We start from the raw sequence: 23,258 nt of genomic DNA, 5'->3' as shown, positions 1-23,258 counted from the left end.
ATTGTTCCGCGATGATGGCGCTTTCACTATTCATAAGGAAGAGGAGAACTGCTATGCAAAAGTTAAACCGAAGAAGCCTGCTTCTGGTAGGTTTTACGCTGTTTTCTATGTTTTTCGGCGCCGGAAACCTGATTTTCCCGCCGTATCTCGGTGCACAGGCGGGCACTGTCGCGTGGCTGGCCTTTGTCGGATTTGCGGTCAGCGCGATCGGTCTGCCGGTTATTGGCGTGATCGCTGTCGCGCGTGCAGGCGGACTGTCCGAGCTGGCCGGGCGTGTGCATCCGCGATTTGCGCAGATCTTTGCGCTGCTGGTTTACCTGTCGATCGGCCCGTGTCTGGCCATCCCGCGCACGGCGAGTACGTCATTCCAAATGCTCGCGCCGCTCATCGGCGGAGATGCAATGCGGCAGCTGATTTACTCTATCGTGTTCTTTGCGGCAGCGTTTTTCGTTGCACTGCACCCGGAAAAGCTGACAAGCTGGCTCGGACGCATTCTGTGTCCGACGCTGATCGTACTGATTTTCGTGCTGTTTTTCGGCTGCCTGTTTCATCCGGTGGCAGAGCATTACGGCGTGCCGACCGCAGACTATGCTTCGCTGCCGGGCCTGACGGGCATTCTGAATGGCTACCAGACAATGGATACGCTGGCGGCACTCAATTTCGGCGCGGTTATCGCGCTGAATATTCGGGATTACGGTATCGAGGACGAACAGCAGGTGCGCCGCAGCACCATCCGTGCAGGCTGGATTGCAGGCGCAATGCTGCTTCTGATTTACGCGATGCTGACGCACGTTGGCGCACTGTCCGGTGCGGCATGGCCGGGCGGCTCGACTGGCGCGGACACGCTGAGCAATATTGCCAGAGGTCTGTTTGGCCCGATCGGGCAGGTGCTGCTTGCCGCAATTTTCGTCATTGCATGCTTCAATACCTGTGTCGGCCTGATTGCCTGCGTCGGTCAGTATTTCCATGAGTTGCTGCCGCGTATTCCGTATCCGGCCATTGCGGCGTTCTTTGCTGCGGCCAGCATGATTATTTCGAATATCGGTCTGGCGGGTATTATCCGTCTGTCCACGCCGGTGCTGAACGCGATTTATCCGGTCGCTATCGTGCTGATCGTGCTGTCGTTTCTCCCGAAGCCGGAGAAACACGGTGCGGTTTACCGCCTCTGCATTGCCTTTACTGCGGTGCAGAGCATTGCCGCGGCATTCCCGATTCCGGTTTTGTCGCCGCTTCTGCGGGCACTGCCGCTGAACGCACTCGGCTTCGGCTGGCTGATTCCGGCTGCGGTCGGTCTGTTGATTGGCTTGCTGGTTCCGAAGAAAGCTGAAAAGGCATAAGAAAACACCCGTCAAGATGCTTCTTGACGGGTGTTGAGGCTGTCGAAAAACTAACGTTTTTCGAGCAGCCTCTCGATCGAAACCACGCTTTCGATCGAATTCCGAAGAAAAACCGCGCCTTGCAGGCACATTTTTTCTTCCCTTGTATAAATTCCGAGATACATGCTCTCGGAATTTATGAATTTGCTCCGCAAATTCTATTTTATGCGTGCTGCCGCACGAAGTACGAGGGTCGGAATGCTGCTTTTTTGACAGACTGAACACCCGTCAAGATTCTTCTTGACGGGTGTTGCTGTTGTAAAACTGCAGTTCCGGAACGGCTATTAGAACAGAGCCAGAATTTTCGCAATTTCACCGCGGGTGATATTGCCGTTCGGTCGGATAGTACCATCCGAGTAACCGCCGATGACACCGGCGGAAACGCAGGTCTTGACCTGCTCGGTCGCCCACGATGGAATTACGGACGCGTCCGTGTAATTCAGGCTGACCGCCGCATAGCCGCGCGGCAGGCAGCGGCCGATGACCGTCATAACCTCAGCGCGCGTCATGGTGGCCTGCGGGTTGAAGTACAGCTTGCCGTTGCTGCCCGAGCCGTTCATAATGTTCGCACGCGAAACTGCGGCAACTGCGCCGCGTGCCCAACTCGGGATGCTGTCCTCATCGGCAAAGCCGAGCGTGCCGGAGGTGCTGGAGGTATCCAGATTCAGCAGACGCGCCATCGTCACCGCGAACTCCTGACGAGTCAGGTTGCGGTTCGGGCGAAAATAGGTGCTGCCGTTTGCGGTTTCGCCCTTCATGATGCCGCGCGCGCTCAGCAGGGAAGCGTAGCCGTTCGCCCAGTGCGACGCGGTATCCGCGAACACGTTGGATGCCGAACCGGCGGTTATGGTCGCACAAACGCGCGTGCGGTTGCCTGCATCATCGGACACGTCGGCAGTCACGGTATGCGTACCGGCAGACAGCGTGCCGGTTGTAATGGTCATGGTCGAGCCGCTCATCACAGCTGCACCGGAAACGGCTTTGCCGTCCACCTTGACCGCAATATTGCTTGCGCGCACCGGATATTTGCCGTTTTCCATGGTGGCAGTGCCGGAAAGCGCGGCATTTGTGCCGATGCTGACCGTTGCCGAGGTCGTATTCAGCTTGACCGACGGCGCATCCGTATTCGTCACCGCGTGATCTGCGCTCAGTACGATCTGGTCGAGGTACAGCGCCGAGCCGCCGGAGCCTGCGCCGGATTTGTCAAACCGCAGACCGGTGAACTGCTGTGCGCCGTCCGGCACGCTTGCTGTCAGCTGCTTCCAGCTGTTGCCGGTTGCAGCGGACAGGGGAGCGGTCAGCTCATTGCCTTCCGCGTCGGCAAACACCGCCGTGAGCGTGCCTGCCGTGTTCCTGCTGTGCGCCCACAGTGTCAGGTGCTTCATGCTCGAAGCATCAGCCGCCGGAACGAAAATCGTAAAGCCGTCCGTACCGGTGCCGTTCCACATCGCCTGGAGCGAACCGGTGCCGCGTGCCACCGAGGTGTAATCCGTCACCCGCGAGAGCGTTACGCCGTCCGATGCGGTCAGATTGTTCAGACCGTTTTCAAAATCCGCAACGGTGTAAGCGCTCTGCGCATCGCCCATACCGACATTGATCGGAATGGACTTGCTCACGCTGCCATACGAGCAGGTGAGCGTGCCGGAGGCCATCTGGCTGCCCGCAGTGAACACGCCGTCCGCATTTACCGCACCGACATCGCCGGACACACTCCACTTGAAGCAGGAATCCGCAGCTCCCATCGTATGGCCGAGGTGGTACGCGAGCGCATCCACGTTGACGGTCTGGTTCGGCTTGACCGAGATAGAGTTGAGCGCTTTGCCGCCGCTCTGCAGTGCGATCGAGTCCACACCGGTAGTGATGCACACGTTCATCGAGCCGGAAACCGTGCCGTTTGAGCCGGTAATGGCCGCACGTCCGGTCTTGCTGCCCGCGGTGAACGTCTGGCCGGAGACCGTGCCCAGTTCATCATTCACCGTGTAGCTGAGGTCGGTCGGTGCGTCTGCCGAGGCGTAAGACGCATCTGCACCCTTGACCGAGAACCAGGTACTTCCGCCCGGGAGCACATAGCGGTGGCTGGGCGTGAGCACAGCATGAGCCGTCACACCGTCCGACGCGATGTTGTTGACAAAGAAAATGTAGTTGGCGCACGCGCGCTGTGAGCCGTCCGACGGCTGGGAGATCAAAGCTGCGGTGCTCTCGCCGGGATTGCGGACCGCCATTGCGGAGGAGCCGCCGCCATCCAGACAGATGGCGCGGACACAGCCGAGCTCCTTCAGCTCCTGACCGAGTTCTGCCGCCGTCAGGCCGACGCTGTACGAGGACTGGTTGCCGTCGATTTCATACAGAACAACCGTGCCGTCTGCCTTCACGCCGACTGCGCTGCGTGCTCTGCGGGTCGAGCCTGCGTCAATGCCGTCGGTCGTAATCGTGCTGTTGTCCATCAGCAGCTTGCCGCCGACTGCGTACTGCACGTCGCTCCAGCTGCTGTCATTCGATGCGATGGACAGCGTGACTTCCTCGCCAACCTCGAAATCCACCCACGAGGGCACATTTGCGCCGTCCGACTTGGTGAGCACCATCTGGTTTTTGGTGATCGTAATGGGACTGCTGCCCGTGCCCTTGTTCACGACCTTGAGCTTGACCGAGCCGTTGACCTTGACCGGTGTATCATCCACGCGCTCGAGGATAATGCTCGTGCCCTTGGCTGCAAAGTGCGTCGAGTCATCGTAGTTGTGATCGAGCAGGTACGCGCCGGCCGTCGTGCGCGTCTTGTTGAAGTAGGATACGTTGACCGTGCCGCTCTTGCCGCTCACGCGGATGCCCATAGTCGGGCGGCCGAGGACAGCTGTGCCGTCCTTCTTGAAGCCAACCGCGTACTGCCAGGCATCGGACGAAATGAGCTCGCCGCTGTCGATGACCAGACCGATCGGGATGCCGGTGGACATAACGAAAAAGTCGGCATTCGTGCCGCCGAGCACGGTTTTGTCCTGATTCTGCAGATATTTCACCGCGTTTGTGATAGTGGCCTTGCTGCCGTACAGCTGCTCATCGGCGTAGACCATGATGGGCGTTACACCGGTGTTCGGCGAGTATGTCAGCACGTTCGCGCGCTGCAGACCGGCGCTGTTTTTGCCCTCGGTGCGGCTGTATTGCAGGCCGCTGCCGAGAGAGTAGGTGTAGCTGAAGCTGTTATCGAAAACGGCTCCGGCAGCACCTGCGCATAGCTGCAGAGCGGCAAGCGCGGCTGCAATCAGGCGGCAGGGATGTTTGGCTGATGTTCTCATAATCCTTTGAGTTCCTCCTTTTATTGCGGGTGTGAAAAAGGGACATACTTTTCAGTATGTCCCTAATTGTAAACGCATTTGGTGGATTTGTCCAGTGCCTTACACGCTTTTTACTACTTTTTCCAGAACCTCGGACAGCCTGGGACTGCGCACCGCGATATCGGCCACTCGATGGTAGAGCGCCTTGCGTGCATTGTACAGGCGGCGTGTTTCCGCCTGCTTGTCCGGCTTATCGAGCAGCGGGCGATTCGTGGAATAGGAAAGGTTCTTCATAATGCGGTAGAACGGTGTGTCGAGCAAGATGAGCAGACCGGTCTCCTTGACAGCCGCCACATTCTCCGGACGGAGGACAGAGCCGCCGCCGAGCGCAAGCACGATGCCGTCTTTCTGCGCCAGCTCTTTAATGTACGCGGTCTCGCGGTTGCGGAAGTAGGCTTCGCCCTTTTCAGCGAAAATCTCGGAGATTTTCTTGCCTTCCTTCGCCTCAAGGTAGATGTCCGCATCAATAAATTCCAGTCCGGTCAGACGCGCCAGCTTACGGCCGATGGTGGTCTTGCCGCTGCCCATAAAGCCGCACAGCACCAGGTTTTTCTTGCCATGCTTCTCGTGCAGACGCTTGACCGCCATTTTGCCGTAGGTGCGGCGCAGAATGGTTTCGCACGCCTGCGGCTCAAAGGTCACGCCGGTCCAGATGGTCTGCGCGTGCGCCGCCTGCATGACCAGCATGAACAGTCCGTCGCGTGTTTTGGCCTTGCGCGGATTGGCGAGCTTCATGGTCGAGGTCACCGGCGGATTGTAGATCGCATCGAACACATACTCGGTCTTGTGCGGCAGATAATGCAGCGGAGCCGCGTTTTCCTTCGGGTACATGCCCACCGGCGTGGAATTGAGCACGATATGAATATCGCGCGGAATGTGCCGGCGGCTGAACACGGAAATGCGTGCGCCCGGAACGGCATCGGTCAGCTGCTTCTGCAGCGCTTCAGCCTTCTCGAGATTGCGTCCCGTGATGGTCAGATACGCGCCCTGCGTCACGCAGTGGTATGCCATCACGGAAGCCGCGCCGCCATAGCCGAGCAGCAGCACCTTTTTACCCTGAAGCGATACGCCGTCACGGTTCAGTGACTCCGCAAAGCCGAGGATGTCCGTGTTGAAGCCGGTCGCCTTGCCGTCCGCAAAGCGGACCGTGTTGACCGAGTGCAGGTCGCGGGCGGCGGTGTCGATGTCGTCCAGCAGCGGGATGACGGCCTTTTTGTGTGGGATGGTGCAGTTAATGCCGCCGAGCTTGCGCTTTGCCAGTTCGAACGCTTCGGGTAAATCCTCGGGCGGAACGGCAACGCCGATGTAGTCCGCATCCTGACCGGAGGCTTCGAACAGCTGCGCGTGCAGCTCCGGGCTCATGGTGTGACCGAGCGGCCAGCCAAACAGGGCATAGGTGGTCTTTTTCGGCTCGAAAGCGCGAAATTCGTCCATGGAAAACAGCATAACTCAGTCCCCCAGACGTTCGAGGGTGTTGAAGAAATCGGGGTAGGAGATGGCAACGACCTCCGGCTCGTCAATGCGGCTTACGCCCTCGGCTGCCAGACCGAGCACGGCAAGGCTCATCGCAATGCGGTGGTCCTTATAGGTCTCGAACGATGCGCCGTGCGGCTTTGCACCGCCGTGCACGATCATGCCGTCGTCGGTCTCCTCGACAGCTACGCCGGCCTTGGTCAGTTCTGCGACCATAGCGGCAATGCGGTTGGACTCCTTGACCTTGAGCTCCTGCGCGTCGCGGATAACGGTTTCGCCCTCAGCGAATGCAGCGGCTACCGCGATAACGGGCAGCTCATCGATCAGGCGCGGGATGATAGCGCCGCCGATTTCCACGCCGTGCAGCTTGCTGTACTTGACGGTCAGGTCGCACATCGGCTCGGCCTCATCGCGGAAGTTCGACTCGGTGATGTCCGCACCCATGTTGCGCAGAACGTCCAGAACGCCCGTGCGGGTCGGATTGACGCCCACGTTTTTAATCGTCAGCTCACTGCCCGGAATGATCGCACCGGCAACGAGGAAGAACGCCGCGGACGAGATATCGCCCGGAACCGCAATATCGACCGCATGGAGATCCTCCGGCGGGTCGAGCGTGATGGTGCTGCCGCTGGTCTCAATCTCAACGCCGAGTGCGCGGAACATGCGCTCGGTGTGGTCGCGGGAGGGAGCCGGCTCGATAACGGTCGTCTGGCCCTCGGCGTACAGACCTGCCAGCAGGATGGCGCTCTTGAGCTGAGCGGATGCTACCGGCAGACGGTATTCAATACCGTGCAGCTCGCTCGGGAACAGGGTCAGCGGGCAGAAATTGTCGTTCTTGCCCTCGATGGATGCGCCCATCTCGCGCAGCGGCTTCATCACGCGGCCCATCGGGCGCTTCTGGATGGACGGGTCGCCGCTCATGGTAACGGTGAACGGCTGACCGGCCAGAATGCCGCACAGCAGGCGGGTGGTCGTGCCGGAGTTGCCGGTGTACAGCGCTTCTGACGGCGCTTCGAGACCGTGCAGACCAACGCCTTCCACGATAACCTCGTCATCGGTGATGTTGATCTCGACACCCATCTTGCGGAAGCAGTCAATGGTGGACAGGCAGTCCTCGCCCATCAGAAAGCCGGTGATGTGGGTGGTGCCGTTGGCAAGTGCGCCGAGCATAACGGCACGGTGCGAGATGGATTTGTCGCCCGGCACGGTAATTTCACCGCGCAAAGGGCCGCAGGGTTGAATTTGCATGGGTTTGTACTCCTTTTATTCGTTAGGCACGCAATAGCTGCCGATTACTTTGATATAGGGAAGCTCCTCATGAAGCTGATACAGCAAGGACTGCACCGCATGGTCGCGCATGTTGCCGGTGAAATCGACATAGAACACATAGCACCACGGGCTGTCCTTAAGCGGACGCGAGTGGATTTCGGTCATGTCGATGCCGTAGTGCGCGATGGTGTCCAGCACGGTGATGAGCGTACCGGACGCATTGGGAATGTGGAATGCGATCTCGATGCGGTTATCCTCGGGCTGACAGGTCAGCGTTCTGCTGACGGCGATAAAGCGTGTTTCGTTGTGCTGCATGTCGTTGATGCCCTCGGCGAGAATGTCGAGACCGTAGCGCACAGCCGCCTCCTGCGAGCAGATGGCAGCAAGGCTCTTGTCGCCCTTTTTCTGCACGTTCTGGGCCGCGATGGCGGTGTTCGCCACCTCGATGGCCTCCAGATCGTGCTCGGAAATGAAGCTGTGGCACTGCGGCAGCGCATGCGGATGCGAGCAGACACGCTTGACATCCTCGAGCTTTGTGCCGGGCACCGCCGCCAGACAGTGCGAGATTTTCTTGATGTACGAGCGGTTGATGTACAGGTCGTAGTCGAGCAGAAGGTCATAGACCTCGCTGACCGTGCCTGCCGTCGTGTTCTCGACCGGTACGACGCCGATGTCGGCCTTGTCGTCGCGGACGGACTGGAAAACCTGCTCCCAGGTGGGGACGTTGTGCGGTTCGCAGTTCGGGAACAGCGCCCGCGCGGCCAGCTCCTGATATGCGCCCGGAACCCCCTGATAGAACACGGTTTTCGGCTCGATAAGCGATTCATTTGGCTTAAATGGGAACTTTTCCGGCGCCTGACGCAGAATCTCACTGTACTGATACTCACGGCTCGCGCGGATCATGCTCTGCAGAAGGGAAACGTACTTGAGCTGCAGCTCCTCCTCCATACCGGCGGAGCGCTTTTCAACGATTTCCGCTTCACGGTCGGGCTTGTAGATTTTGTCGTCCGACTGGGCCTTGGTCTTTGCGACCTCGAGCGCCAGCGACATACGCAGCAGGAACAGCTCGCGGATAGCGGAGTCAACGCGGTTGATGTCCTGACGGATTTCGGGAAGTTCACGCATGATAACCCTTCGCCTCCCTCAGAAGATCTGCCAGTGCAACGGCACAGGCGGCCTCGACCACCGGCGCGGCGCGGGTGACGATGCATGGGTCGTGGCGGCCGTGGATGGACAGCGGCTCGACCTTGCCGGTGCGGATGTTGAGCGTATCCTGCACCATGCCGATGGACGGCGTAGGCTTGATGCACGCGCGTACGATGAGCGGCATGCCGCTCGTGATGCCGCCGAGGATGCCGCCGTTGTTGTTGGTTTCGGTCTTGACAACCCCGTTTTCCTCATAAAACGGGTCGTTTGCGTGCGAGCCGCGCAGCGCCGCAAAGGCAAAGCCTGCGCCGAACTCCACGCCCTTGACAGCGGGCACGCCGAACAGGATGGAGGCCAGACGGCTCTCCACGCTGTCGAGCATCGGGCTGCCGATACCGGCGGGGAGTCCGACTGCGGCGCACTCGATGACACCGCCGACCGAATCCTGCTCCTCGCGGGCCTCCTCGATGGCGGCCAGCATGGCCTCGAGCGCACGCGGATTGTTCACCGGATATTCGGCGTTCCGCAGCGCATCCAGCTGCTCGGCGGTGACTTCTACATCGTCGAACGGCATATCCTGAATCTGCGCGATGGACTGGATGTGCGAGCCGACCGTCACGCCCTGTTCCTTGAGCCACAGCTTGCACAGCGCACCGGCAAACACCAGCGGAGCCGTCAGTCGGCCGGAGAAATGGCCGCCGCCGCGCGGGTCGTTGCAGGAATCGTAGCGCAGCATACCCGTGTAGTCTGCGTGGCCGGGACGCGGCTGCGCCGCCAGCTCTGCGTAGTCGTTCGAGCGCTGATCGGTGTTGCGGATGACGACACAGATAGGCGTGCCGGTCGTTTTGCCGTTGTAGATGCCGGACTGAATTTCCGGCCTGTCCGGCTCCTTGCGCGCGGTGGACTGCTTGTTGCGGCCCGGTGCGCGGCGCTCCATCTCGCGCAGGACAAACGCCTCGTCATACGCCACACCGGACGGGAATCCGTCGATCACAACGCCGATGCCCGTGCCGTGCGATTCACCGAAAATGGAAATTTTGATTGTATTGCCCCAGGTAGAACCCATGCTTCTCCCTCCTTACAGCTTCAGAACGTATTCGTGCAGCTTTTCTGCATCAATCGGGGTAATTTCTGCCCGACCGGCTTCTCGCACGAGAATAAAGTTGACCGTTGCGCCGAATTTCTTTTTGTCCGACAGCAGAGCATGAAAGATGGACTCGCGGTCGTAGTTCAGCTCGGTCGGCAGACCGATGTGCTTCAGAATGTCGATGAGCGGCGCGGTCAGATCCTCGTTGCCCAGCAGGGCAGAGAGCCGCATCGCGGCCACCATGCCGATCGCCACCGCCTGACCGTGGGTGAGGTCGGTGTAGTTGCCCAGTTTTTCTGCCGCGTGGCCGATGGTGTGGCCGAAGTTCAGTATCATGCGCAGTCCGGTGTCGTGCTCGTCGATGACAACTACATCGCGCTTGATCTTAACGCACTCGTAAATGATATTCTCAATGTTGGACTTGTAGTTCGGCTGAGAAACCATCGTCAGGATTTCCCGGTTGGAAATGTAGCCGTACTTGACGACCTCGGCCATGCCGTCCGCAAAGGTGCTGTCCGGCAGGGAAGCGAGCACGTTCGGGTCGATGAGCACGAGCCGCGGCTGATAGAACGCGCCGACGAGGTTTTTGCCCTCGGGCAGATCAACGCCGGTCTTGCCTCCAACCGAGGAATCCACCTGCGCGAGCAGCGTGGTCGGAATCTGGCACAGTGATACGCCGCGCAGGAAGGTCGCCGCCGCAAAGCCGGTGATGTCGCCGACAACACCGCCGCCGAGCGCGATAATCAGGTCTTTGCGCGTCATGTCTGCCGCCAGCAGATCATGGTAAATGCCTTCGACCGTGGAAAGCTGCTTGTGCTCCTCACCGGCGGGAATGACCGTGTGCGTCACCGGCAGGGAGAACTGCTTTTCCAGCTTCTCGAGATACAGCGGCGCTACCGTTGAATCCGACACGATATGCACGCGGCTGGGCGAAAAGGTTTCGAGGATTACCGTGCCCGCATGGTCCAGCAATCCGGTTTCGATATGAATTTCGGACACGCCGTTCGCGCCCGTCAGACTCAGCGTTTCTGCCATTTTTACAACACCCTTTTGGTTGAATTAGTAATTAGGAATGGGGAATTAGTAATTGCCGTTATCCTTTATATTTGCGAAGGAGGTCGGTGGAACACCGACCTCCGGCTATCTTACATTATAATGCGTATCAGATTTCTCTGTCAACTGCCGCTGCAACAGCGCGCAGTGCGTTCATGGTGTGGTGGAACGAATCGTAGGTCAGCGACTGTGCACCGTCGGACAGAGCGTGTGCAGGATCGTTGTGAACCTCGATCATCAGACCGTCTGCGCCGGCTGCAACAGCAGCCTTGGCCAGCGGCTCGACCATCCAGTAAATGCCGCCTGCATGGGACGGATCAACGACGACCGGCAGATGGCTCATGCGCTTGAGCACCGGAACGGCGGAAATATCAAGCGTGTTGCGGGTGTACTTCTCGTAGGTGCGGATGCCGCGCTCACAGAGGATAACGTTCTCGTTGCCGCCCGCCATGATGTACTCGGCGCTCATCAGGAACTCCTCCATGGTGTTTGCGAAGCCGCGCTTGAGCAGGATGGGCTTGCGGGTCTGACCGAGTTCTTTCAGCAGCTCGAAGTTCTGCATATTGCGTGCGCCGACCTGGAAGCAGTCGCACTTGTCCATGAAGATGTCAATGTGCGCCGGATTGGTGATCTCGGTGACAACCGGCAGACCGGTTGCTTCGTGTGCCTTGTGCAGCAGCTCCAGACCCTCAGCCTTCAGACCCTGGAAGGAGTACGGGGAAGAACGCGGCTTCCACGCGCCGCCGCGGAGAACGGTAGCGCCGTCTGCCTGCACATGCTTCGCCACGTCGATGATCTGCTCCTCACTCTCAACCGAGCATGGACCTGCCATAACGACCAGCTTCTTGCCGCCGACAGTAACGCCCGGTGCAATCTCAACGGTGGAGTTATCCGGATGGAACTTGCGGTTTGCCAGCTTGAACGGCTCCTGCACCTTGATGATGTTCTCAACCTGCGGGTCAAGCATGAGTGCGTCCTTGTCAACAGCGCCGGTATCGCCGACCAGACCGATAACGATGGTGCCCTCGCCGTAGATCGGATTTGCTTTTACGTTCCAGCGCTCGATATGCTGGGACAGTTCCTCAACGTGTTCGTGGGTCGTGCCCTGCTTCATAATGATGATCATGTTGTGTATCTCCTTTATATAGGTGGTATTTGCTGTTTGTCACGGCAGAATGGGTATAAAAAAAGCCCTTCATCCACAAAGAGGGACGAAAGACAAACGGTTCCGCGGTACCACCCACATTCGGCATAACAATGCCGCACTTTTTCGGATACAAATATATCCTATCCCTTTAACGGAGGAAATCCGTCAGCGCCTAATACGGTATGGTTCAGCGCCGCAGCTCAGGAGGGAACTTCATCGTGCCGGCGTCTGCGTCCGTTTCCAGTCATGCCGGACACTCCCTGAAAGCCGCACTTGGAACGATTACTTTCCTCTGTCATCGCTTTGTGCAATATTTGTGATTATTATATCGCTGGACGGGCGAGTTGTCAATGACTGATTTGACATGGTTCGATGAAAAAATGCATAAATTTTCATGTATTCTGACAAGTCCCTGGCCTTCCGCACGTTAAGCGGATGTGTAATGAACCACCGCAGGGCGAGATGAGGTCATCCTGCCCTGCAATACAGATTGGCAATGAAGGATAATGGTCAATCACAACATTCATTTTCCATCCTCAATTCTCAAGTTACTCTTCTACTTTAGTAATCTGCGGCATAGTCTATAGTGGTGATGAAAATGGACAAACGAAAAGCGGCTTTCCGGCAGGCGATTTCGTGCCTGCCGCCGATACGGCGGGCGCAGCTGGAGCGGCTGGACAGGCCGGAGGACATCGAGGAATTACGCTTTCGCGCGGGACAGCCGCCTGCGGCGAAAACAGCCGTCGGAGAACGGCCGCTCCCGCTTGAGGCGGTCACATCGGCGGAGCTGCGCGAGATGCTCAGCCGCGCAGCACAGTATTCCGTGCATAGTTATACAGATAGTTTGCGGCACGGCTTTCTGACGTTATCCGGCGGGCATCGACTGGGCATCTGCGGCACAGCCGCCGAAGAGGACGGCCGCGTTCTCGGGGTGCGCGGCCTGAGTTCAATCAACCTGCGTATTGCACATCAAGCCGAGGAGTTACAGGCGCAGATTGCCCGTTGGATAGGAACGGACGAGCCGCAGTCTGCCTTGCTCCTGTCACCGCCGGGATATGGCAAAACGACCTTGCTGAGAGAGTGGGTGCGCTATTTCTCCGACCGCGGTTTCACTGCCGCGATTGCGGACGAGCGCAGCGAGATTGCCGCTCTCGCGGACGGTGTACCGCAGCTTGCGGTCGGGCGCTGCACGGATGTGATGGAAGGCTGCTCAAAATGGCAGGCGGCGGTCATGCTGCTCAAAACCATGTCGCCTGCCCTGCTCGCTCTTGATGAAATTACTGCGCCTGAGGACGCAAAGGCGGTATCGCTCTGCACGCACTGCGGAACGGCTGTGATTGCGTGTGCACACGCGGCCGGACTGGATGATCTGCGGCAGCGGCCGATCTACCGTGAGCTGCTCGCACTCGGCGCATTTCATCAGGCGGTTATTATCGAAAAACAGGACGGACAGCGGGTCTACCGCATGGAACGATGGGAGGAGACGAAATGTTAAAGCTGATCGGTTCGGTGATGGTGTTCGGCTCATGTGCGGCGCTCGGACTGTCCGCGCGGCAAAATCTGCGGCGCAGAGTGGCGGCGGCAGACGCCATGCTGCTTGCGCTCGGTCTTATCCGCAGCGAGATTTCCGGAAGACGGACACCCATGCCGGAAATTGTCGGCCTGCTGACGGAAAACGAGCAGCCGATTATCCGCAAAGTCTTTCGCACGCTGCAGCGCCGCCTGCGGGAGCAGAACGGTCTGTCGCTCGGCTACCTGTGGCGCAGCACCTTGCGGGACTGCCGCGCACAGGTCGGACTGGGCACGCAGGAATGCGACATTCTGTGCGACGCCGCAAACTACTTAGGCCGCTACGATGCGGACGAGCAGCTGACCGGTCTTACGCAGGTGGAACGGCGGCTGGCGGCCTCGCGGGAGGCAGTGCAGGAGGATTTGGCAAATCGGGGAAATCTGTACCGGACCTGCGGCATTGCGCTCGGTCTGCTGGTGATTCTGGTGCTGATCTAAGCGGAGGAAAATGATGGATGTTGATCTGATTTTCCGCATTGCGGCGGTAGGAATTTTAGTGGCGGTGCTCGGACAGCTGCTCTCCCGCTCGGGCAGGGAGGAGCAAGCGCTGATGACGACACTCGCGGGTTTAATTGTCGTTTTGATGCTGATTGTTCAGGAAATCGACCGCCTGTTCACCATGATGAAAAATGTATTTGGGTTTTGACTATGGAATTAGGCTTGATTTGCGGCATTGTCCTTGCGGCGCTCACGCTGTCGCTGGTGCTGAAAAAGGACGCGCCCGCTATCGCGTTTCTGCTGGTGCTGACGGCAGGGGTGATTTTACTTTTGCGGGTGTTCAGCGCGGCCGGAAGTGCGGCGCAGCGTTTTTCCGGTCTGCTCTCGCAGTGCGGCTTGGATTCCGCGCTGTATCTGCCGGTGTGCAAGGCAGTCGGAGTGGCAGTCGTGGTGCGGATTACAGCCGCGCTATGTCGGGACGCCGGTCAATCCGCGCTTGCCGCCAAGGTGGAGATTGCAGGCGCTGTCCTGACGCTTTCCGTGTGCCTGCCCCTTTTCGAGCAGGTGCTCGACCTTATTACGGAGTGGGCGGTATGAGCAAATGCAAACTGGCGCTGAATGCCATTCTCGTGCTCCTGCTGTTCCTGCCGTTCGCGCATGCGGCTGTGAGTGAGGAACAGGTGCAGTCAGTCGGCGGCAGCAGTCTGACTGACGCTATGCCGAACAGTGCGCGGCAATACCTTGACGGCGTATCGCCGGAAAACGCGGACACGCTGTCGGATTCGGTCTCCCGCGTGCTGGAAAACATGACCTCGGACAGCCAAAGTGCGATTCGGACTGCACTTGGCGGACTATTGCGCGTAGCCGTGATTGTGCTGCTGGCCTCGGCGGCGCGCGGCTTTTCTGCGGCGGCGGGCGGCGAGGCCAACGACTGGATCGACATGGCGGCGGCACTTGGCTGTGCGGCAGTGCTCCTGCGGGATTTCACGGGTGTGCTGTCGCTCTGCCGCGACACGCTCGACCAGATCAGCGTGTTTTCGGGCACACTTCAGCCGGTGCTCGCCACTGTACTTGCGACCGGCGGCAACACGGCGACCGCAACGGTTTTACAGGCGGCGACCATGGTGGTGTTTGATCTTGTGATACGGCTGGTGAACGCCCTGCTTGTTCCGGCGGCGTGTGCGTATCTTGCTATCACGGCGGTGGATGCTGCGGCAGGCAACGGCATGCTGCGCGGCATCGCAGACGGCATAAAATCCCTGACCTCGGGTGTACTTAAACTCATTTTAACGCTGTTCACCGCATATCTTGCGATAGCGGGCGGTGTTTCCGGCAACGTGGATCGCATGACGCTTAAGACCGCGAAACTTGCCGTGTCCGGTGCGGTTCCGGTGGTCGGCGGCGTGATTTCGGACGCGACCGAAACCATGCTGTCCGGTGCGGCTCTGCTGCGCGGCTCAATCGGCATTTTCGGGATGCTGTGTGTAGCGGCGATCTGCTTTGTGCCGTTCGTTCGGGCGGGAGCAAGCTATTTGTGCTACAAGGCGGGTGCAGCTGTGCTTTCGCCGCTGTGCTCGGACGGCATGAAGCGGTTCCTCGAAAACGTAGGCACCGGTTTCGGTCTGCTGCTCGGCATGCTGAGCACCTGCTGCATGATACTGTTTCTCGAACTTGTGTATATGGTGGCGATGGTGAAACCAATATGACTGAATTACTGCAAACGATATTACTGCGCGTGACGATCGCGGGAGCCGCGTCTGCGGTGGCGCTCAAGCTGGCAGGCGGCGGAGCCTTAAAAGAGGTTGTGCGGACAGCCGCCGGTCTGCTCATGCTGCTGGCGCTCCTGCAGCCGCTGGCGGGACTGCACTTGCTGTCGTGGAACTGGCAGGGGAGCGTCTCGCAGAGCGACATAGACGAAATGCAGGCGAGCAACATGCAGACCACGATGAGCACGGTCGCGGCGAGCATTGCGAAGGCGGTGCAGCAGCGTGCGGAGGAAGCCGGTATTCCGTGCACGGTGAATGTGGAGATGGCGAATGATGCGGACGGACTGCTGCAGGTCGATAAGGTAACCGTGTACTACGACAGTACAGCGGCGAATCGCCTGTCCGAGCTGCAAAGTCTGCTGACCAAGGAATGCGGCGTACCCGCAGAACGACAGGAGCTGATCGCAAGATGAAACTGCCGGATAACGAAAACTTAACTGCTGTCAAGGAGAAGATCCTGCCGGTTTTGAAGAAATACCGGGCCGTGCTGGCGGTATTGCTCGCGGGCGTGCTGCTGCTCACCTCGGGGCACAGCGGAAACACGGAGCAGGTGCAGACCACAAGTACGGATACAACGGTTTCGCAGTCGTTCGACCTGAACGATTTTCAACAAGAACTGCAGACGAGACTTTCGGGGATTTCCGGCGCCGGCCGTGTGGAGCTCATGCTGTCGCTCGACCAGACCGAGGAATCGGTCTACGCGGTCAACACCCGCCAGACAAGCGGGAGTGACAGCCGCAGTCTGGAGAGCGATGTCAGCGTGGTATCGAACGGCAGCTATGGCGAAACGCCCGTGACGGTCAAGCGCGTTCTGCCGGTATTCCGTGGTGCGGTCGTGCTGTGCGATGGCGCGGATGACGCATCCGTTCGGCTGTCCGTCACACAGGCGGTGAGCACGGTGTGCGGCATCGGTGCAGACAAAGTTACGGTTCTGAAAATGCAATCCGATACATAAGGTATAGCAATTCGTTAGGAGGGCAGGCAGATGAAGAAGATCAAAAAACGCGGAGCGGTCTACGGTGTGATCGCGCTGCTGCTGTGCGCAGCGGCTTATCTGAACTGGAGCTACGTTGACACGCCGGAGGACCTTCTTGCGGCGCAGCAGACCGACGCGCAGGCGGATACGCAGACCGATGCCTCGGCGGACAGCACCGCCGGTGAGGGCGATTATTTTGCATCCTCACGGCTGACGCGCACGCAGGCGAGAGACGAAGCGGTGAGCACGCTCAAGGAGCTCAGTGAGAGTGACACCGCAGACCAGAGTGCAAAAGACGATGCGGCGGCACAAATTTCCGCACTGGCGGACGACACGGTGGCCGAAGCCAACATCGAGAGCCTGATTCGCGCCAAAGGCTACGAGGACGCAGTTGTGATGCTCGGTGACAGCAGCGCGAATATCGTGGTAGCGCCGCCGGACGGTGGTCTGCAGGCTGAGGACGTGGCTGTTATCCGCGATATCGTTATCTCGGAGACCGGCATGACGGCAGGGCAGATCAAAATTGTGGAAGCATCTTAATAGACAGCGTGTATTTTTACTTTGCTTTTTGCACAAACTGTGCTATAATGCTCTTAGACAATGCCGGATGATGGGATTGTCTCAAAAAAGGAGAGTGAGCACTATGGCAGATCACAAGGAGTACTGGTCCACCGAAAGCGATCAAGGCTCTATCCGTATCTCTGAGGATGTTGTTGCGTCTATCGCAGCACTGTCGGCCTCGGAAACCAAGGGTGTCAGCGGTTTGTATTCCAGCCTGACGAGCGACATTGTCGGCTTTATCAGTAAAAAGAATTTGTCCAAGGGCGTTCGTATCGAACTCGGCGACGATGATACCGTTAAGGTAGAGATCGGTTTCCTCGCACTGTTCGGCTACAACATTTGTGATGTGGCAAAGGAAGTGCAGGAGAACGTCAAGTCCTCGATCGAGTCCATGACCGGTCTGCGCGTTGTCGAGATCAACGTGCATGTCGGCGGCGTGACCTTCAAGCCGTCCGCTTCGGCTGAGGAAAAGGCCGAGCCGGCACCGTCCGAGACCGAAACTCCGGCGGAGACGGCAGACGCTGAGTAACATGAGCAAAACAGGCATGGCTGCGGCTGTGCCTGTTTTTCTGTTGCCCGGTTTTATGAAATATGGAATACCGCCTTGCGTTTTGCCCGAAAATAGGATAAAATAGTTATACTGAATAGTAGGCGAAAATTTGCGTAAATATAGGAGGTCCTGCCGCATGAGTGTGATGAGCAGAACAAAAGCAAGAGAAATTGCGCTGCACCTGATCTTTGAGATGGGGTTCCAGCAGTTTGAAGAAGAAAACCTGAACGAGCGACTGGATGAGGAAATCATGAAGTCCATCAGCGGCGATATCGCACTGTATGCGGGCAAGCTGAGCGAGGAACAGACCGCGTATATCCGCGCGGTGGTAAAGGGCGTGGCGAACGACCTGCCGGTGCTCGATACCATTATCGAGGCCAATTCCAAGGGCTGGTCGCTCAACCGCCTGTCCCACATGACGATCGCGGTACTGCGTCTGGCACTCTTTGAGATGCGCGATGTGGACGACGTTCCGGTTGGCGTAGCCATCAACGAGGCCGTTGAACTGGCGAAGAAGTATGACACCGAGGATGCGGCTTCCTTCATCAACGGCGTGCTCGGCTCTGCCGCTCGTGCAGAGTTCCCGCAGGGAAAGCAGGAGAGCACCAATGCCTGAGCGCTTTCTGGGAATTGATACGTCCAACTATCGCACGTCAGCGGCGATTTACAACGCCGAGACCGGTGAGTGGGTCAATCGCGGCGGATTGCTGACCGTGCCGGAAGGCGCGATCGGTCTGCGCCAGTCGGATGCGCTGTTCCAGCATACCGTGCGTCTGCATGAAAAAATCGAGGCTCTGCCGCAGGGAGAGGTGCGCGCCATCGGCGTCAGCACCCGTCCCCGCGCGGTGGAAGGCTCGTATATGCCGTGTTTTCTGGCAGGAGAGAGCGTCGCGCGGAGCGCGGCGCATTTGCTTTCCGTGCCGCTTTTTACCGTGTCTCATCAGCAGGGACATATCGCGGCGGCGGCGCTGTCGGCCGGCAAGCTGGACCTGCTCGACGGCGAATTTTTAGCGTGGCATCTGTCCGGCGGCACGAGTGAGCTGCTGCACGTTCGCTGCGGTGCGGACGGTCTGCCGGACTGTACCTGCATCGGCGGTACGACCGATCTCGCGGCCGGTCAGCTGCTCGACCGGGCAGGCAGCCTGCTCGGGCTGCAATTCCCGTCCGGCGGCGCACTCGATGAGCTGGCGCTTACCGCCGAGCCGGAAAAGGGTTTCAAACCCAAGGTAAACGAGTGTAAATTCTCGCTCTCCGGGATGCAGAATCAGGTAGAAAACAAGTTCAAGACCGCCGAACCGAAGCAGATGGCACGTTTTGCACTCGAGACCGTGGCGAATGCCGTCATCAAGGCGACCGAGCAGGCGCGCGAGCAGTATTATTGCCCGATTTTATGCGCCGGCGGCGTCATGGCCAGCCAGATCATCCGTGCCCGCATGAATAAGCGGTTCGGCGGGGAGATCTCCTTCGCGGAGCCGACACTTTCGGGAGATAATGCTGTGGGTGTGGCAGTGCTGGCGGCAAAACTCTGTAACAGATAGGAGGTAGGAGTTCGGTGGTAGGGATGGAAAATTGAAAATGGAGGATGGAAAATGAACCAAACTCCTCAGTCCTGCCTCCTCACTCCTAACTTGTTGGAATGGCAACGATTTACACAGTATCTCAATTAAACAATGAAATAAAGGACTTGCTCGATACAATTCCCGGCTACCGCGGGTTAATGGTGCAGGGCGAAATCTCGAACTACAAGGCGCATTCGTCCGGGCACCACTACATGACGCTCAAGGACGAAAATGCGGCCATCAATGCGGTCATGTTCCGCTCGGATGCGATGCGGCTGAAATTCCGTCTGCAGAACGGCATGAAGGTCATCGTCAAGGCGCGCGTCAGCTCGTTCCCGCGCACAGGCGCGGTGCAGCTTTACGTCTCCGAGATCATTCCGGACGGTGCAGGTGCGCTCAACCTTGCGTTTGAGCAGCTCAAGGCTAAATTGCAGGCGGAAGGCCTGTTCTCCGAGCGGTACAAGAAGCCGATTCCGACCTGTCCGAACAGCATTGCGCTCGTGACCTCGCCGACCGGCGCGGCAGTGCGCGATATGATCCGCATTTTAGGACGCCGGTGGCCGCTGGCGAAGGTCGTGCTTTATCCTGCGCAGGTGCAGGGACAGGGCGCGGCAGAGAGTATTGCACGTGCGATCGCTCTGGCGAACGCCATCGGCGAAGCAGATGTCATTCTGTGCGGCCGAGGCGGCGGCTCGATGGAGGATTTGTGGGCGTTCAACGAGGAAGTGACCGCACGGGCGATTTTTGACTCCGAGATTCCGGTGATTTCTGCGGTCGGTCACGAGCCGGATTTCACGATTGCGGACTTTGTTGCCGATCTTCGTGCGCCTACGCCGTCCGGTGCGGCGGAGCTTGCCGTGCCTGACAGAGCCGAGTACGCGCTGAACTTACGCACACTGGATGCCCGTCTGCACACGGCGGCGCACCGCAGAACAGAGCAGCAGAGAAAGCTGCTGGACGGTCTGCAGGAGCGGCTGTCGAACCGCACACCGATGAAATACATCGAGGAAAAACGCCTGCTGCTGACCCAGACCGAGGAACGCCTGCTTTCGGCGGTTCCGGCGCGGCTGGAGACCGAGCGCAACCGACTGAACGGACTGCGGCAGCGCCTGCTCACGGCAGGACAAAGCGGTCTGCACCGCTGTAAACTGCGGTTCGCACAGACCGTAGCGACACTCGACGCAATGAGCCCGCTGCGCGTTCTGGGACGCGGCTACGCGGTAGCGACCAAGGGTGTCAAGCATACGGTTGTAACCGATGCAGCGGCACTCAAGCAGGGAGACACCCTGCATATTCAATTTGCAAAAGGTGCGGCAGACTGCCGCGTGACCGATATCGAGGAGGACAAGTAACATGGCGGAAAGAACATTTGAAAGCCAGATGGCACGTCTGGAAGAGATTGTGCGGCTGCTCGAGCGCGGTGAAGCACCGCTGAACGAAAGCATGAAGCTGTTCGAGGAGGGCACCAGACTGTCCGCGTCCCTCGGCAAGCTGCTGGACAAGGCCGAGCAGAAGGTCACCGTCATGCAGGAGAACATGCAGGGTGAACTCACAGAGCAGCCGTTTGCGGCAGAGGAGGAAGCAAAATGACGTTTTCCGAGCAGTTAAAGGCAGATATTGCGCTCATTGAACCTGCACTGGAGAAATACCTCTCGCGGGAGACCGGCGAGGGCTACGACCGCATTTTCGAGGCTGCAAAGTACTCCGCGATGGCAGGCGGCAAGCGCCTGCGTCCGGTAATCGTGCTGGAATTCTGCCGCCTGTGCGGCGGCGATATCGAGAAGGCGCTGCCGTTCGCGTGTGCGCTTGAGATGATCCATACCTACTCACTCATCCATGATGACCTTCCGTGTATGGACAACGACGACTTGCGCCGCGGCAGACCGACCTGCCACAAGGCTTTCGATGAAGCGACGGCGGTCCTCGCGGGTGACGGACTGCTGACGGCGGCTTTTGAGACGGCTTCGGCGGCAAAGGATGTTTCGGCAGAAACCATCGTGCGCTGCATTCGTATTCTGGGCGAAAACGCGGGCATGAATGGCATGATCGGCGGTCAGGTGCTCGATATGGGCGCCGAGCACCGCAAAATCTCGCTCGACGAGCTGCGTCTGCTGCAGAAGCTCAAGACCGGGTGCCTGCTCCGTGCGGCGTGTGAACTCGGCTGTGCGGCTGCCGGTGCGACTGACGAGGATACCCTCACTCGGGCACGCGCTTACGGTGAAAAGCTGGGTCTGGCGTTCCAGATTGAGGACGATATCCTCGATATTGAGGGAGATGCCGCAACACTCGGAAAATCCATCGGCAAGGACGCGGCCAGCGAGAAATCCACGTTTCCGTCTCTGCTCGGTCTGGAGGAATGCCGAGAGCTTGCGGCAAAGCTGACCGAGGACGCGGTGGACGCGGTAAAACCGCTGAACGGTCATGCATTCCTCGTCGAACTGGCACGCAGCCTGACCGGCCGCACCAGGTAAGACACACATTCACATAAAATTTACACACATTTCTTGAATATTTATGCGTTCTGTGTTAATATAACAGATAAGTGACGTAGTATCCTAGTCAGTTCATGCGATTCCCAAGACGGGCCTAAAAATCCGTAGACGGGCATATCGATGAAGTCTCTGGTGTTTGCTTCTTACGCCCAGTTTGGGGTGGATGCTGGAGGTTAAGGCTTGAGGGCGCGCTTCAATGGCATGAAGTACCGACCCTCCTGCCGTGGAGACCCGTGACTGTCGGATGCCTATAGCATTTCATAAGAGATTGATGGACGTCCAACGGCACGGGATGAAACCTGCAATGCGGTGCAGCGGAAGTTACAAAGGATTGATCACCGACGTAAGGACCAAAGTGCTGTGTGCAGTGTAGCCTGCCTTGAGTGGCCATGGTGAATAAGGTATCCGCCTGCGGTTTCCCGGCCAGGAATGCCGCGGGAATTGACTTTTGAAACCATGTCTGCAAAAGAGGCTAAGAATCGTTTTGACTGTAGTGGAAATCACCTAGGCTATTCTAACGAGGCAGACCGTGGATTGCAGTGCGGACTCAGTGGCAATTCGGTCCCGAACATGGTAACATCTCGGCACGGACTTTAATGGGAAACCCCCTTGACGGCGACGCGAGGCAGTCCGCGGGGAAAACCAACCGAACCTCAAGCCGCAAGATTTACTCGGTCTGCCGTCACTTACCTTAATAAAGAACCCGCGAAAGCGGTTATAAAGGCAACACTGCTATGCGGTATTGTCTATACGTCCCGGCGGCGGAATTTGCGGTTTGCCGCAATTTTCTGCTATTATGGAATAAATCCGGGGCAAAAATCGGTGAAGGAGTTATCTTCAGTGGATACGACCGACAAACAAAAGAAAAAACCGCCGCAAAAGCCCAAGGCTGTTAATACCGCATGGGTCGGCTTGATCACTGTCATCAGCTTTGCGCTGAGCGTTGTCATGTCCTATATCTCGAACGAAGCATTGGCCAGTGCGGGCACGATTCTGTCCTTTGCTGTGCTGCTGCTCTTCATTGCGCTCGGCATTGTGTTTGACATGATCGGCGTAGCATCCACCTCGGCGACCGAGAAGGAATTTCACTCGATGGCGGCCCACCGTGTGCGCGGCGCGCGCGAGGCGGTCTGGATGGTGCGAAACGCAGAGAAGGTTTCCAGCATCTGCAACGATGTGGTGGGCGATATCTGCGGCATTATCTCCGGTGCGACCGGAGCACTCATTGTTGCACATATCACCTCGGGTGTGAGTGCGGGACTCAAGGTTGTGGTATCGCTGCTGATTACCGGTCTGATTTCGGCACTGACCATCGGCGGCAAGGCAGCCGGCAAGGGCATCGCGGTGATGTGCAGCAGCAAGGTGCTGGCGCTCTGCGGACGCGTGCTGTCCGTTCTGCCGCTCAAGCTGGATAACAGAAAGTAACAAAGATATTTTAGATAAATCTGCCTTTCCAAAGGTGGGGATATT

Annotated in this window: 23 protein-coding genes and 1 other annotated feature; of the genes, 16 read left to right on the top strand and 7 right to left on the bottom strand. The window is 58.5% G+C overall.

The annotated features are described in order from the left end of the window. Window positions 1–53: 53 nt before the first annotated feature. Window positions 54–1,337, top strand: a complete 1,284-nt coding sequence (gene brnQ, locus PG722_RS08505) for a branched-chain amino acid transport system II carrier protein (protein ID WP_270580276.1) — start codon at window positions 54–56, stop codon at window positions 1,335–1,337. Window positions 1,338–1,660: 323 nt separating this feature from the next. On the opposite strand, the gene PG722_RS08500 is transcribed toward brnQ, so the two are convergent. From PG722_RS08500 to aroF, 7 genes are all read right to left on the bottom strand, one after another. Further along, window positions 1,661–4,663 carry an S-layer homology domain-containing protein gene (locus PG722_RS08500; RefSeq protein ID WP_270580275.1) on the bottom strand — a complete coding sequence of 1,001 codons (3,003 nt, stop codon included), beginning with the start codon at window positions 4,661–4,663 and terminating at the stop codon, window positions 1,661–1,663. 99 nt (window positions 4,664–4,762) lie between these two features. Continuing rightward, entirely contained in the window at window positions 4,763–6,148 is a 1,386-nt protein-coding gene (locus PG722_RS08495) for a shikimate kinase (protein WP_270417974.1), read from the bottom strand. A 3-nt stretch (window positions 6,149–6,151) separates the two neighbouring features. Further along, complete coding sequence (gene aroA, locus PG722_RS08490; protein ID WP_270580274.1) at window positions 6,152–7,423, bottom strand: 3-phosphoshikimate 1-carboxyvinyltransferase; 1,272 nt, start codon at window positions 7,421–7,423, stop codon at window positions 6,152–6,154. A gap of 15 nt (window positions 7,424–7,438) precedes the next feature. Further along, a complete protein-coding gene (gene pheA, locus PG722_RS08485; RefSeq protein WP_117750868.1) occupies window positions 7,439–8,569 on the bottom strand; it encodes a prephenate dehydratase in 1,131 nt (376 codons plus the stop codon). After that, window positions 8,562–9,656 (bottom strand): chorismate synthase, encoded by a 1,095-nt coding sequence (gene aroC, locus PG722_RS08480; RefSeq protein ID WP_117750867.1) that lies wholly within the window; start codon window positions 9,654–9,656, stop codon window positions 8,562–8,564. Before aroC ends, pheA begins: the two co-directional genes overlap by 8 nt. A gap of 12 nt (window positions 9,657–9,668) precedes the next feature. Beyond that, entirely contained in the window at window positions 9,669–10,712 is a 1,044-nt protein-coding gene (gene aroB, locus PG722_RS08475; protein ID WP_270580273.1) for a 3-dehydroquinate synthase, read from the bottom strand. A 127-nt stretch (window positions 10,713–10,839) separates the two neighbouring features. Further along, a complete protein-coding gene (gene aroF / locus PG722_RS08470) occupies window positions 10,840–11,856 on the bottom strand; it encodes a 3-deoxy-7-phosphoheptulonate synthase (protein WP_270580272.1) in 1,017 nt (338 codons plus the stop codon). A gap of 78 nt (window positions 11,857–11,934) precedes the next feature. Beyond that, window positions 11,935–12,185 (bottom strand) — a binding site (T-box leader). A gap of 290 nt (window positions 12,186–12,475) precedes the next feature. Here aroF and PG722_RS08465 point away from each other — a divergent pair. The 15 genes from PG722_RS08465 to PG722_RS08395 all read left to right on the top strand — a co-directional run bounded on the left by PG722_RS08465 (window position 12,476) and on the right by PG722_RS08395 (window position 23,213). After that, window positions 12,476–13,372: a stage III sporulation protein AB gene (locus PG722_RS08465; RefSeq protein WP_270580271.1), complete on the top strand. Its 897-nt coding sequence runs from the start codon at window positions 12,476–12,478 to the stop codon at window positions 13,370–13,372. Then, window positions 13,366–13,884, top strand: coding sequence for a stage III sporulation protein AB (locus PG722_RS08460; RefSeq protein WP_270580270.1), 519 nt, complete (start codon window positions 13,366–13,368; stop codon window positions 13,882–13,884). The genes PG722_RS08465 and PG722_RS08460 overlap by 7 nt, the downstream gene beginning before the upstream one ends. A gap of 13 nt (window positions 13,885–13,897) precedes the next feature. Beyond that, window positions 13,898–14,092: a stage III sporulation protein AC gene (spoIIIAC, locus tag PG722_RS08455; RefSeq protein WP_110436696.1), complete on the top strand. Its 195-nt coding sequence runs from the start codon at window positions 13,898–13,900 to the stop codon at window positions 14,090–14,092. A gap of 2 nt (window positions 14,093–14,094) precedes the next feature. Next, window positions 14,095–14,481 carry a SpoIIIAC/SpoIIIAD family protein gene (locus tag PG722_RS08450; protein WP_116705260.1) on the top strand — a complete coding sequence of 129 codons (387 nt, stop codon included), beginning with the start codon at window positions 14,095–14,097 and terminating at the stop codon, window positions 14,479–14,481. Continuing rightward, window positions 14,478–15,590 (top strand): stage III sporulation protein AE, encoded by a 1,113-nt coding sequence (locus PG722_RS08445; RefSeq protein WP_110436698.1) that lies wholly within the window; start codon window positions 14,478–14,480, stop codon window positions 15,588–15,590. The genes PG722_RS08450 and PG722_RS08445 overlap by 4 nt, the downstream gene beginning before the upstream one ends. Next, window positions 15,587–16,063: a stage III sporulation protein AF gene (locus PG722_RS08440; protein WP_270580269.1), complete on the top strand. Its 477-nt coding sequence runs from the start codon at window positions 15,587–15,589 to the stop codon at window positions 16,061–16,063. Before PG722_RS08445 ends, PG722_RS08440 begins: the two co-directional genes overlap by 4 nt. Beyond that, on the top strand, window positions 16,060–16,605 hold the full coding sequence (locus tag PG722_RS08435) for a hypothetical protein (RefSeq protein WP_270580268.1): 546 nt from the start codon (window positions 16,060–16,062) through the stop codon (window positions 16,603–16,605). Before PG722_RS08440 ends, PG722_RS08435 begins: the two co-directional genes overlap by 4 nt. Before the next feature lie 30 nt (window positions 16,606–16,635). Further along, the gene (locus PG722_RS08430) at window positions 16,636–17,166 is read left to right on the top strand and encodes a SpoIIIAH-like family protein (protein ID WP_117750857.1); all 531 of its coding nucleotides are present in this window, start codon (window positions 16,636–16,638) and stop codon (window positions 17,164–17,166) included. Window positions 17,167–17,269: 103 nt separating this feature from the next. Beyond that, window positions 17,270–17,716, top strand: a complete 447-nt coding sequence (locus PG722_RS08425) for an Asp23/Gls24 family envelope stress response protein (protein WP_110436702.1) — start codon at window positions 17,270–17,272, stop codon at window positions 17,714–17,716. Between the two features lie 157 nt (window positions 17,717–17,873). Then, window positions 17,874–18,353: a transcription antitermination factor NusB gene (nusB, locus tag PG722_RS08420; protein WP_117750856.1), complete on the top strand. Its 480-nt coding sequence runs from the start codon at window positions 17,874–17,876 to the stop codon at window positions 18,351–18,353. Then, a complete protein-coding gene (locus tag PG722_RS08415) occupies window positions 18,346–19,275 on the top strand; it encodes a DNA-binding protein (RefSeq protein ID WP_270580267.1) in 930 nt (309 codons plus the stop codon). The genes nusB and PG722_RS08415 overlap by 8 nt, the downstream gene beginning before the upstream one ends. A gap of 98 nt (window positions 19,276–19,373) precedes the next feature. Beyond that, complete coding sequence (xseA, locus tag PG722_RS08410) at window positions 19,374–20,648, top strand: exodeoxyribonuclease VII large subunit (RefSeq protein WP_270580266.1); 1,275 nt, start codon at window positions 19,374–19,376, stop codon at window positions 20,646–20,648. Between the two features lies 1 nt (window position 20,649). Beyond that, entirely contained in the window at window positions 20,650–20,886 is a 237-nt protein-coding gene (gene xseB, locus PG722_RS08405; RefSeq protein WP_117490672.1) for an exodeoxyribonuclease VII small subunit, read from the top strand. Next, window positions 20,883–21,767: a polyprenyl synthetase family protein gene (locus PG722_RS08400; RefSeq protein ID WP_270580265.1), complete on the top strand. Its 885-nt coding sequence runs from the start codon at window positions 20,883–20,885 to the stop codon at window positions 21,765–21,767. Before xseB ends, PG722_RS08400 begins: the two co-directional genes overlap by 4 nt. An 861-nt stretch (window positions 21,768–22,628) precedes the next feature. Beyond that, window positions 22,629–23,213, top strand: a complete 585-nt coding sequence (locus PG722_RS08395) for a hypothetical protein (protein WP_199677294.1) — start codon at window positions 22,629–22,631, stop codon at window positions 23,211–23,213. The last annotated feature ends 45 nt before the right edge of the window (window positions 23,214–23,258 follow it).

It is taken from the genome of Butyricicoccus sp. OF27-2pH9A (assembly GCF_027693185.1).
Classification (GTDB): domain Bacteria; phylum Bacillota; class Clostridia; order Oscillospirales; family Butyricicoccaceae; genus Agathobaculum; species Agathobaculum butyriciproducens.
This window is presented reverse-complemented; position numbering and strand designations above follow the sequence as displayed.

Excerpts from the sequence above, each read along its gene's own strand:
- brnQ (WP_270580276.1), top strand. The coding sequence starts at position 54 with ATGCAAAAGTTAAACCGAAGAAGCCTGCTTCTGGTAGGTTTTACGCTG.
- PG722_RS08500 (WP_270580275.1), bottom strand. The coding sequence starts at position 4,663 with ATGAGAACATCAGCCAAACATCCCTGCCGCCTGATTGCAGCCGCGCTT.
- PG722_RS08495 (WP_270417974.1), bottom strand. The coding sequence starts at position 6,148 with ATGCTGTTTTCCATGGACGAATTTCGCGCTTTCGAGCCGAAAAAGACC.
- aroA (WP_270580274.1), bottom strand. The coding sequence starts at position 7,423 with ATGCAAATTCAACCCTGCGGCCCTTTGCGCGGTGAAATTACCGTGCCG.
- pheA (WP_117750868.1), bottom strand. The coding sequence starts at position 8,569 with ATGCGTGAACTTCCCGAAATCCGTCAGGACATCAACCGCGTTGACTCC.
- aroC (WP_117750867.1), bottom strand. The coding sequence starts at position 9,656 with ATGGGTTCTACCTGGGGCAATACAATCAAAATTTCCATTTTCGGTGAA.
- aroB (WP_270580273.1), bottom strand. The coding sequence starts at position 10,712 with ATGGCAGAAACGCTGAGTCTGACGGGCGCGAACGGCGTGTCCGAAATT.
- aroF (WP_270580272.1), bottom strand. The coding sequence starts at position 11,856 with ATGATCATCATTATGAAGCAGGGCACGACCCACGAACACGTTGAGGAA.
- PG722_RS08465 (WP_270580271.1), top strand. The coding sequence starts at position 12,476 with ATGGACAAACGAAAAGCGGCTTTCCGGCAGGCGATTTCGTGCCTGCCG.
- PG722_RS08460 (WP_270580270.1), top strand. The coding sequence starts at position 13,366 with ATGTTAAAGCTGATCGGTTCGGTGATGGTGTTCGGCTCATGTGCGGCG.
- spoIIIAC (WP_110436696.1), top strand. The coding sequence starts at position 13,898 with ATGGATGTTGATCTGATTTTCCGCATTGCGGCGGTAGGAATTTTAGTG.
- PG722_RS08450 (WP_116705260.1), top strand. The coding sequence starts at position 14,095 with ATGGAATTAGGCTTGATTTGCGGCATTGTCCTTGCGGCGCTCACGCTG.
- PG722_RS08445 (WP_110436698.1), top strand. The coding sequence starts at position 14,478 with ATGAGCAAATGCAAACTGGCGCTGAATGCCATTCTCGTGCTCCTGCTG.
- PG722_RS08440 (WP_270580269.1), top strand. The coding sequence starts at position 15,587 with ATGACTGAATTACTGCAAACGATATTACTGCGCGTGACGATCGCGGGA.
- PG722_RS08435 (WP_270580268.1), top strand. The coding sequence starts at position 16,060 with ATGAAACTGCCGGATAACGAAAACTTAACTGCTGTCAAGGAGAAGATC.
- PG722_RS08430 (WP_117750857.1), top strand. The coding sequence starts at position 16,636 with ATGAAGAAGATCAAAAAACGCGGAGCGGTCTACGGTGTGATCGCGCTG.
- PG722_RS08425 (WP_110436702.1), top strand. The coding sequence starts at position 17,270 with ATGGCAGATCACAAGGAGTACTGGTCCACCGAAAGCGATCAAGGCTCT.
- nusB (WP_117750856.1), top strand. The coding sequence starts at position 17,874 with ATGAGTGTGATGAGCAGAACAAAAGCAAGAGAAATTGCGCTGCACCTG.
- PG722_RS08415 (WP_270580267.1), top strand. The coding sequence starts at position 18,346 with ATGCCTGAGCGCTTTCTGGGAATTGATACGTCCAACTATCGCACGTCA.
- xseA (WP_270580266.1), top strand. The coding sequence starts at position 19,374 with ATGGCAACGATTTACACAGTATCTCAATTAAACAATGAAATAAAGGAC.
- xseB (WP_117490672.1), top strand. The coding sequence starts at position 20,650 with ATGGCGGAAAGAACATTTGAAAGCCAGATGGCACGTCTGGAAGAGATT.
- PG722_RS08400 (WP_270580265.1), top strand. The coding sequence starts at position 20,883 with ATGACGTTTTCCGAGCAGTTAAAGGCAGATATTGCGCTCATTGAACCT.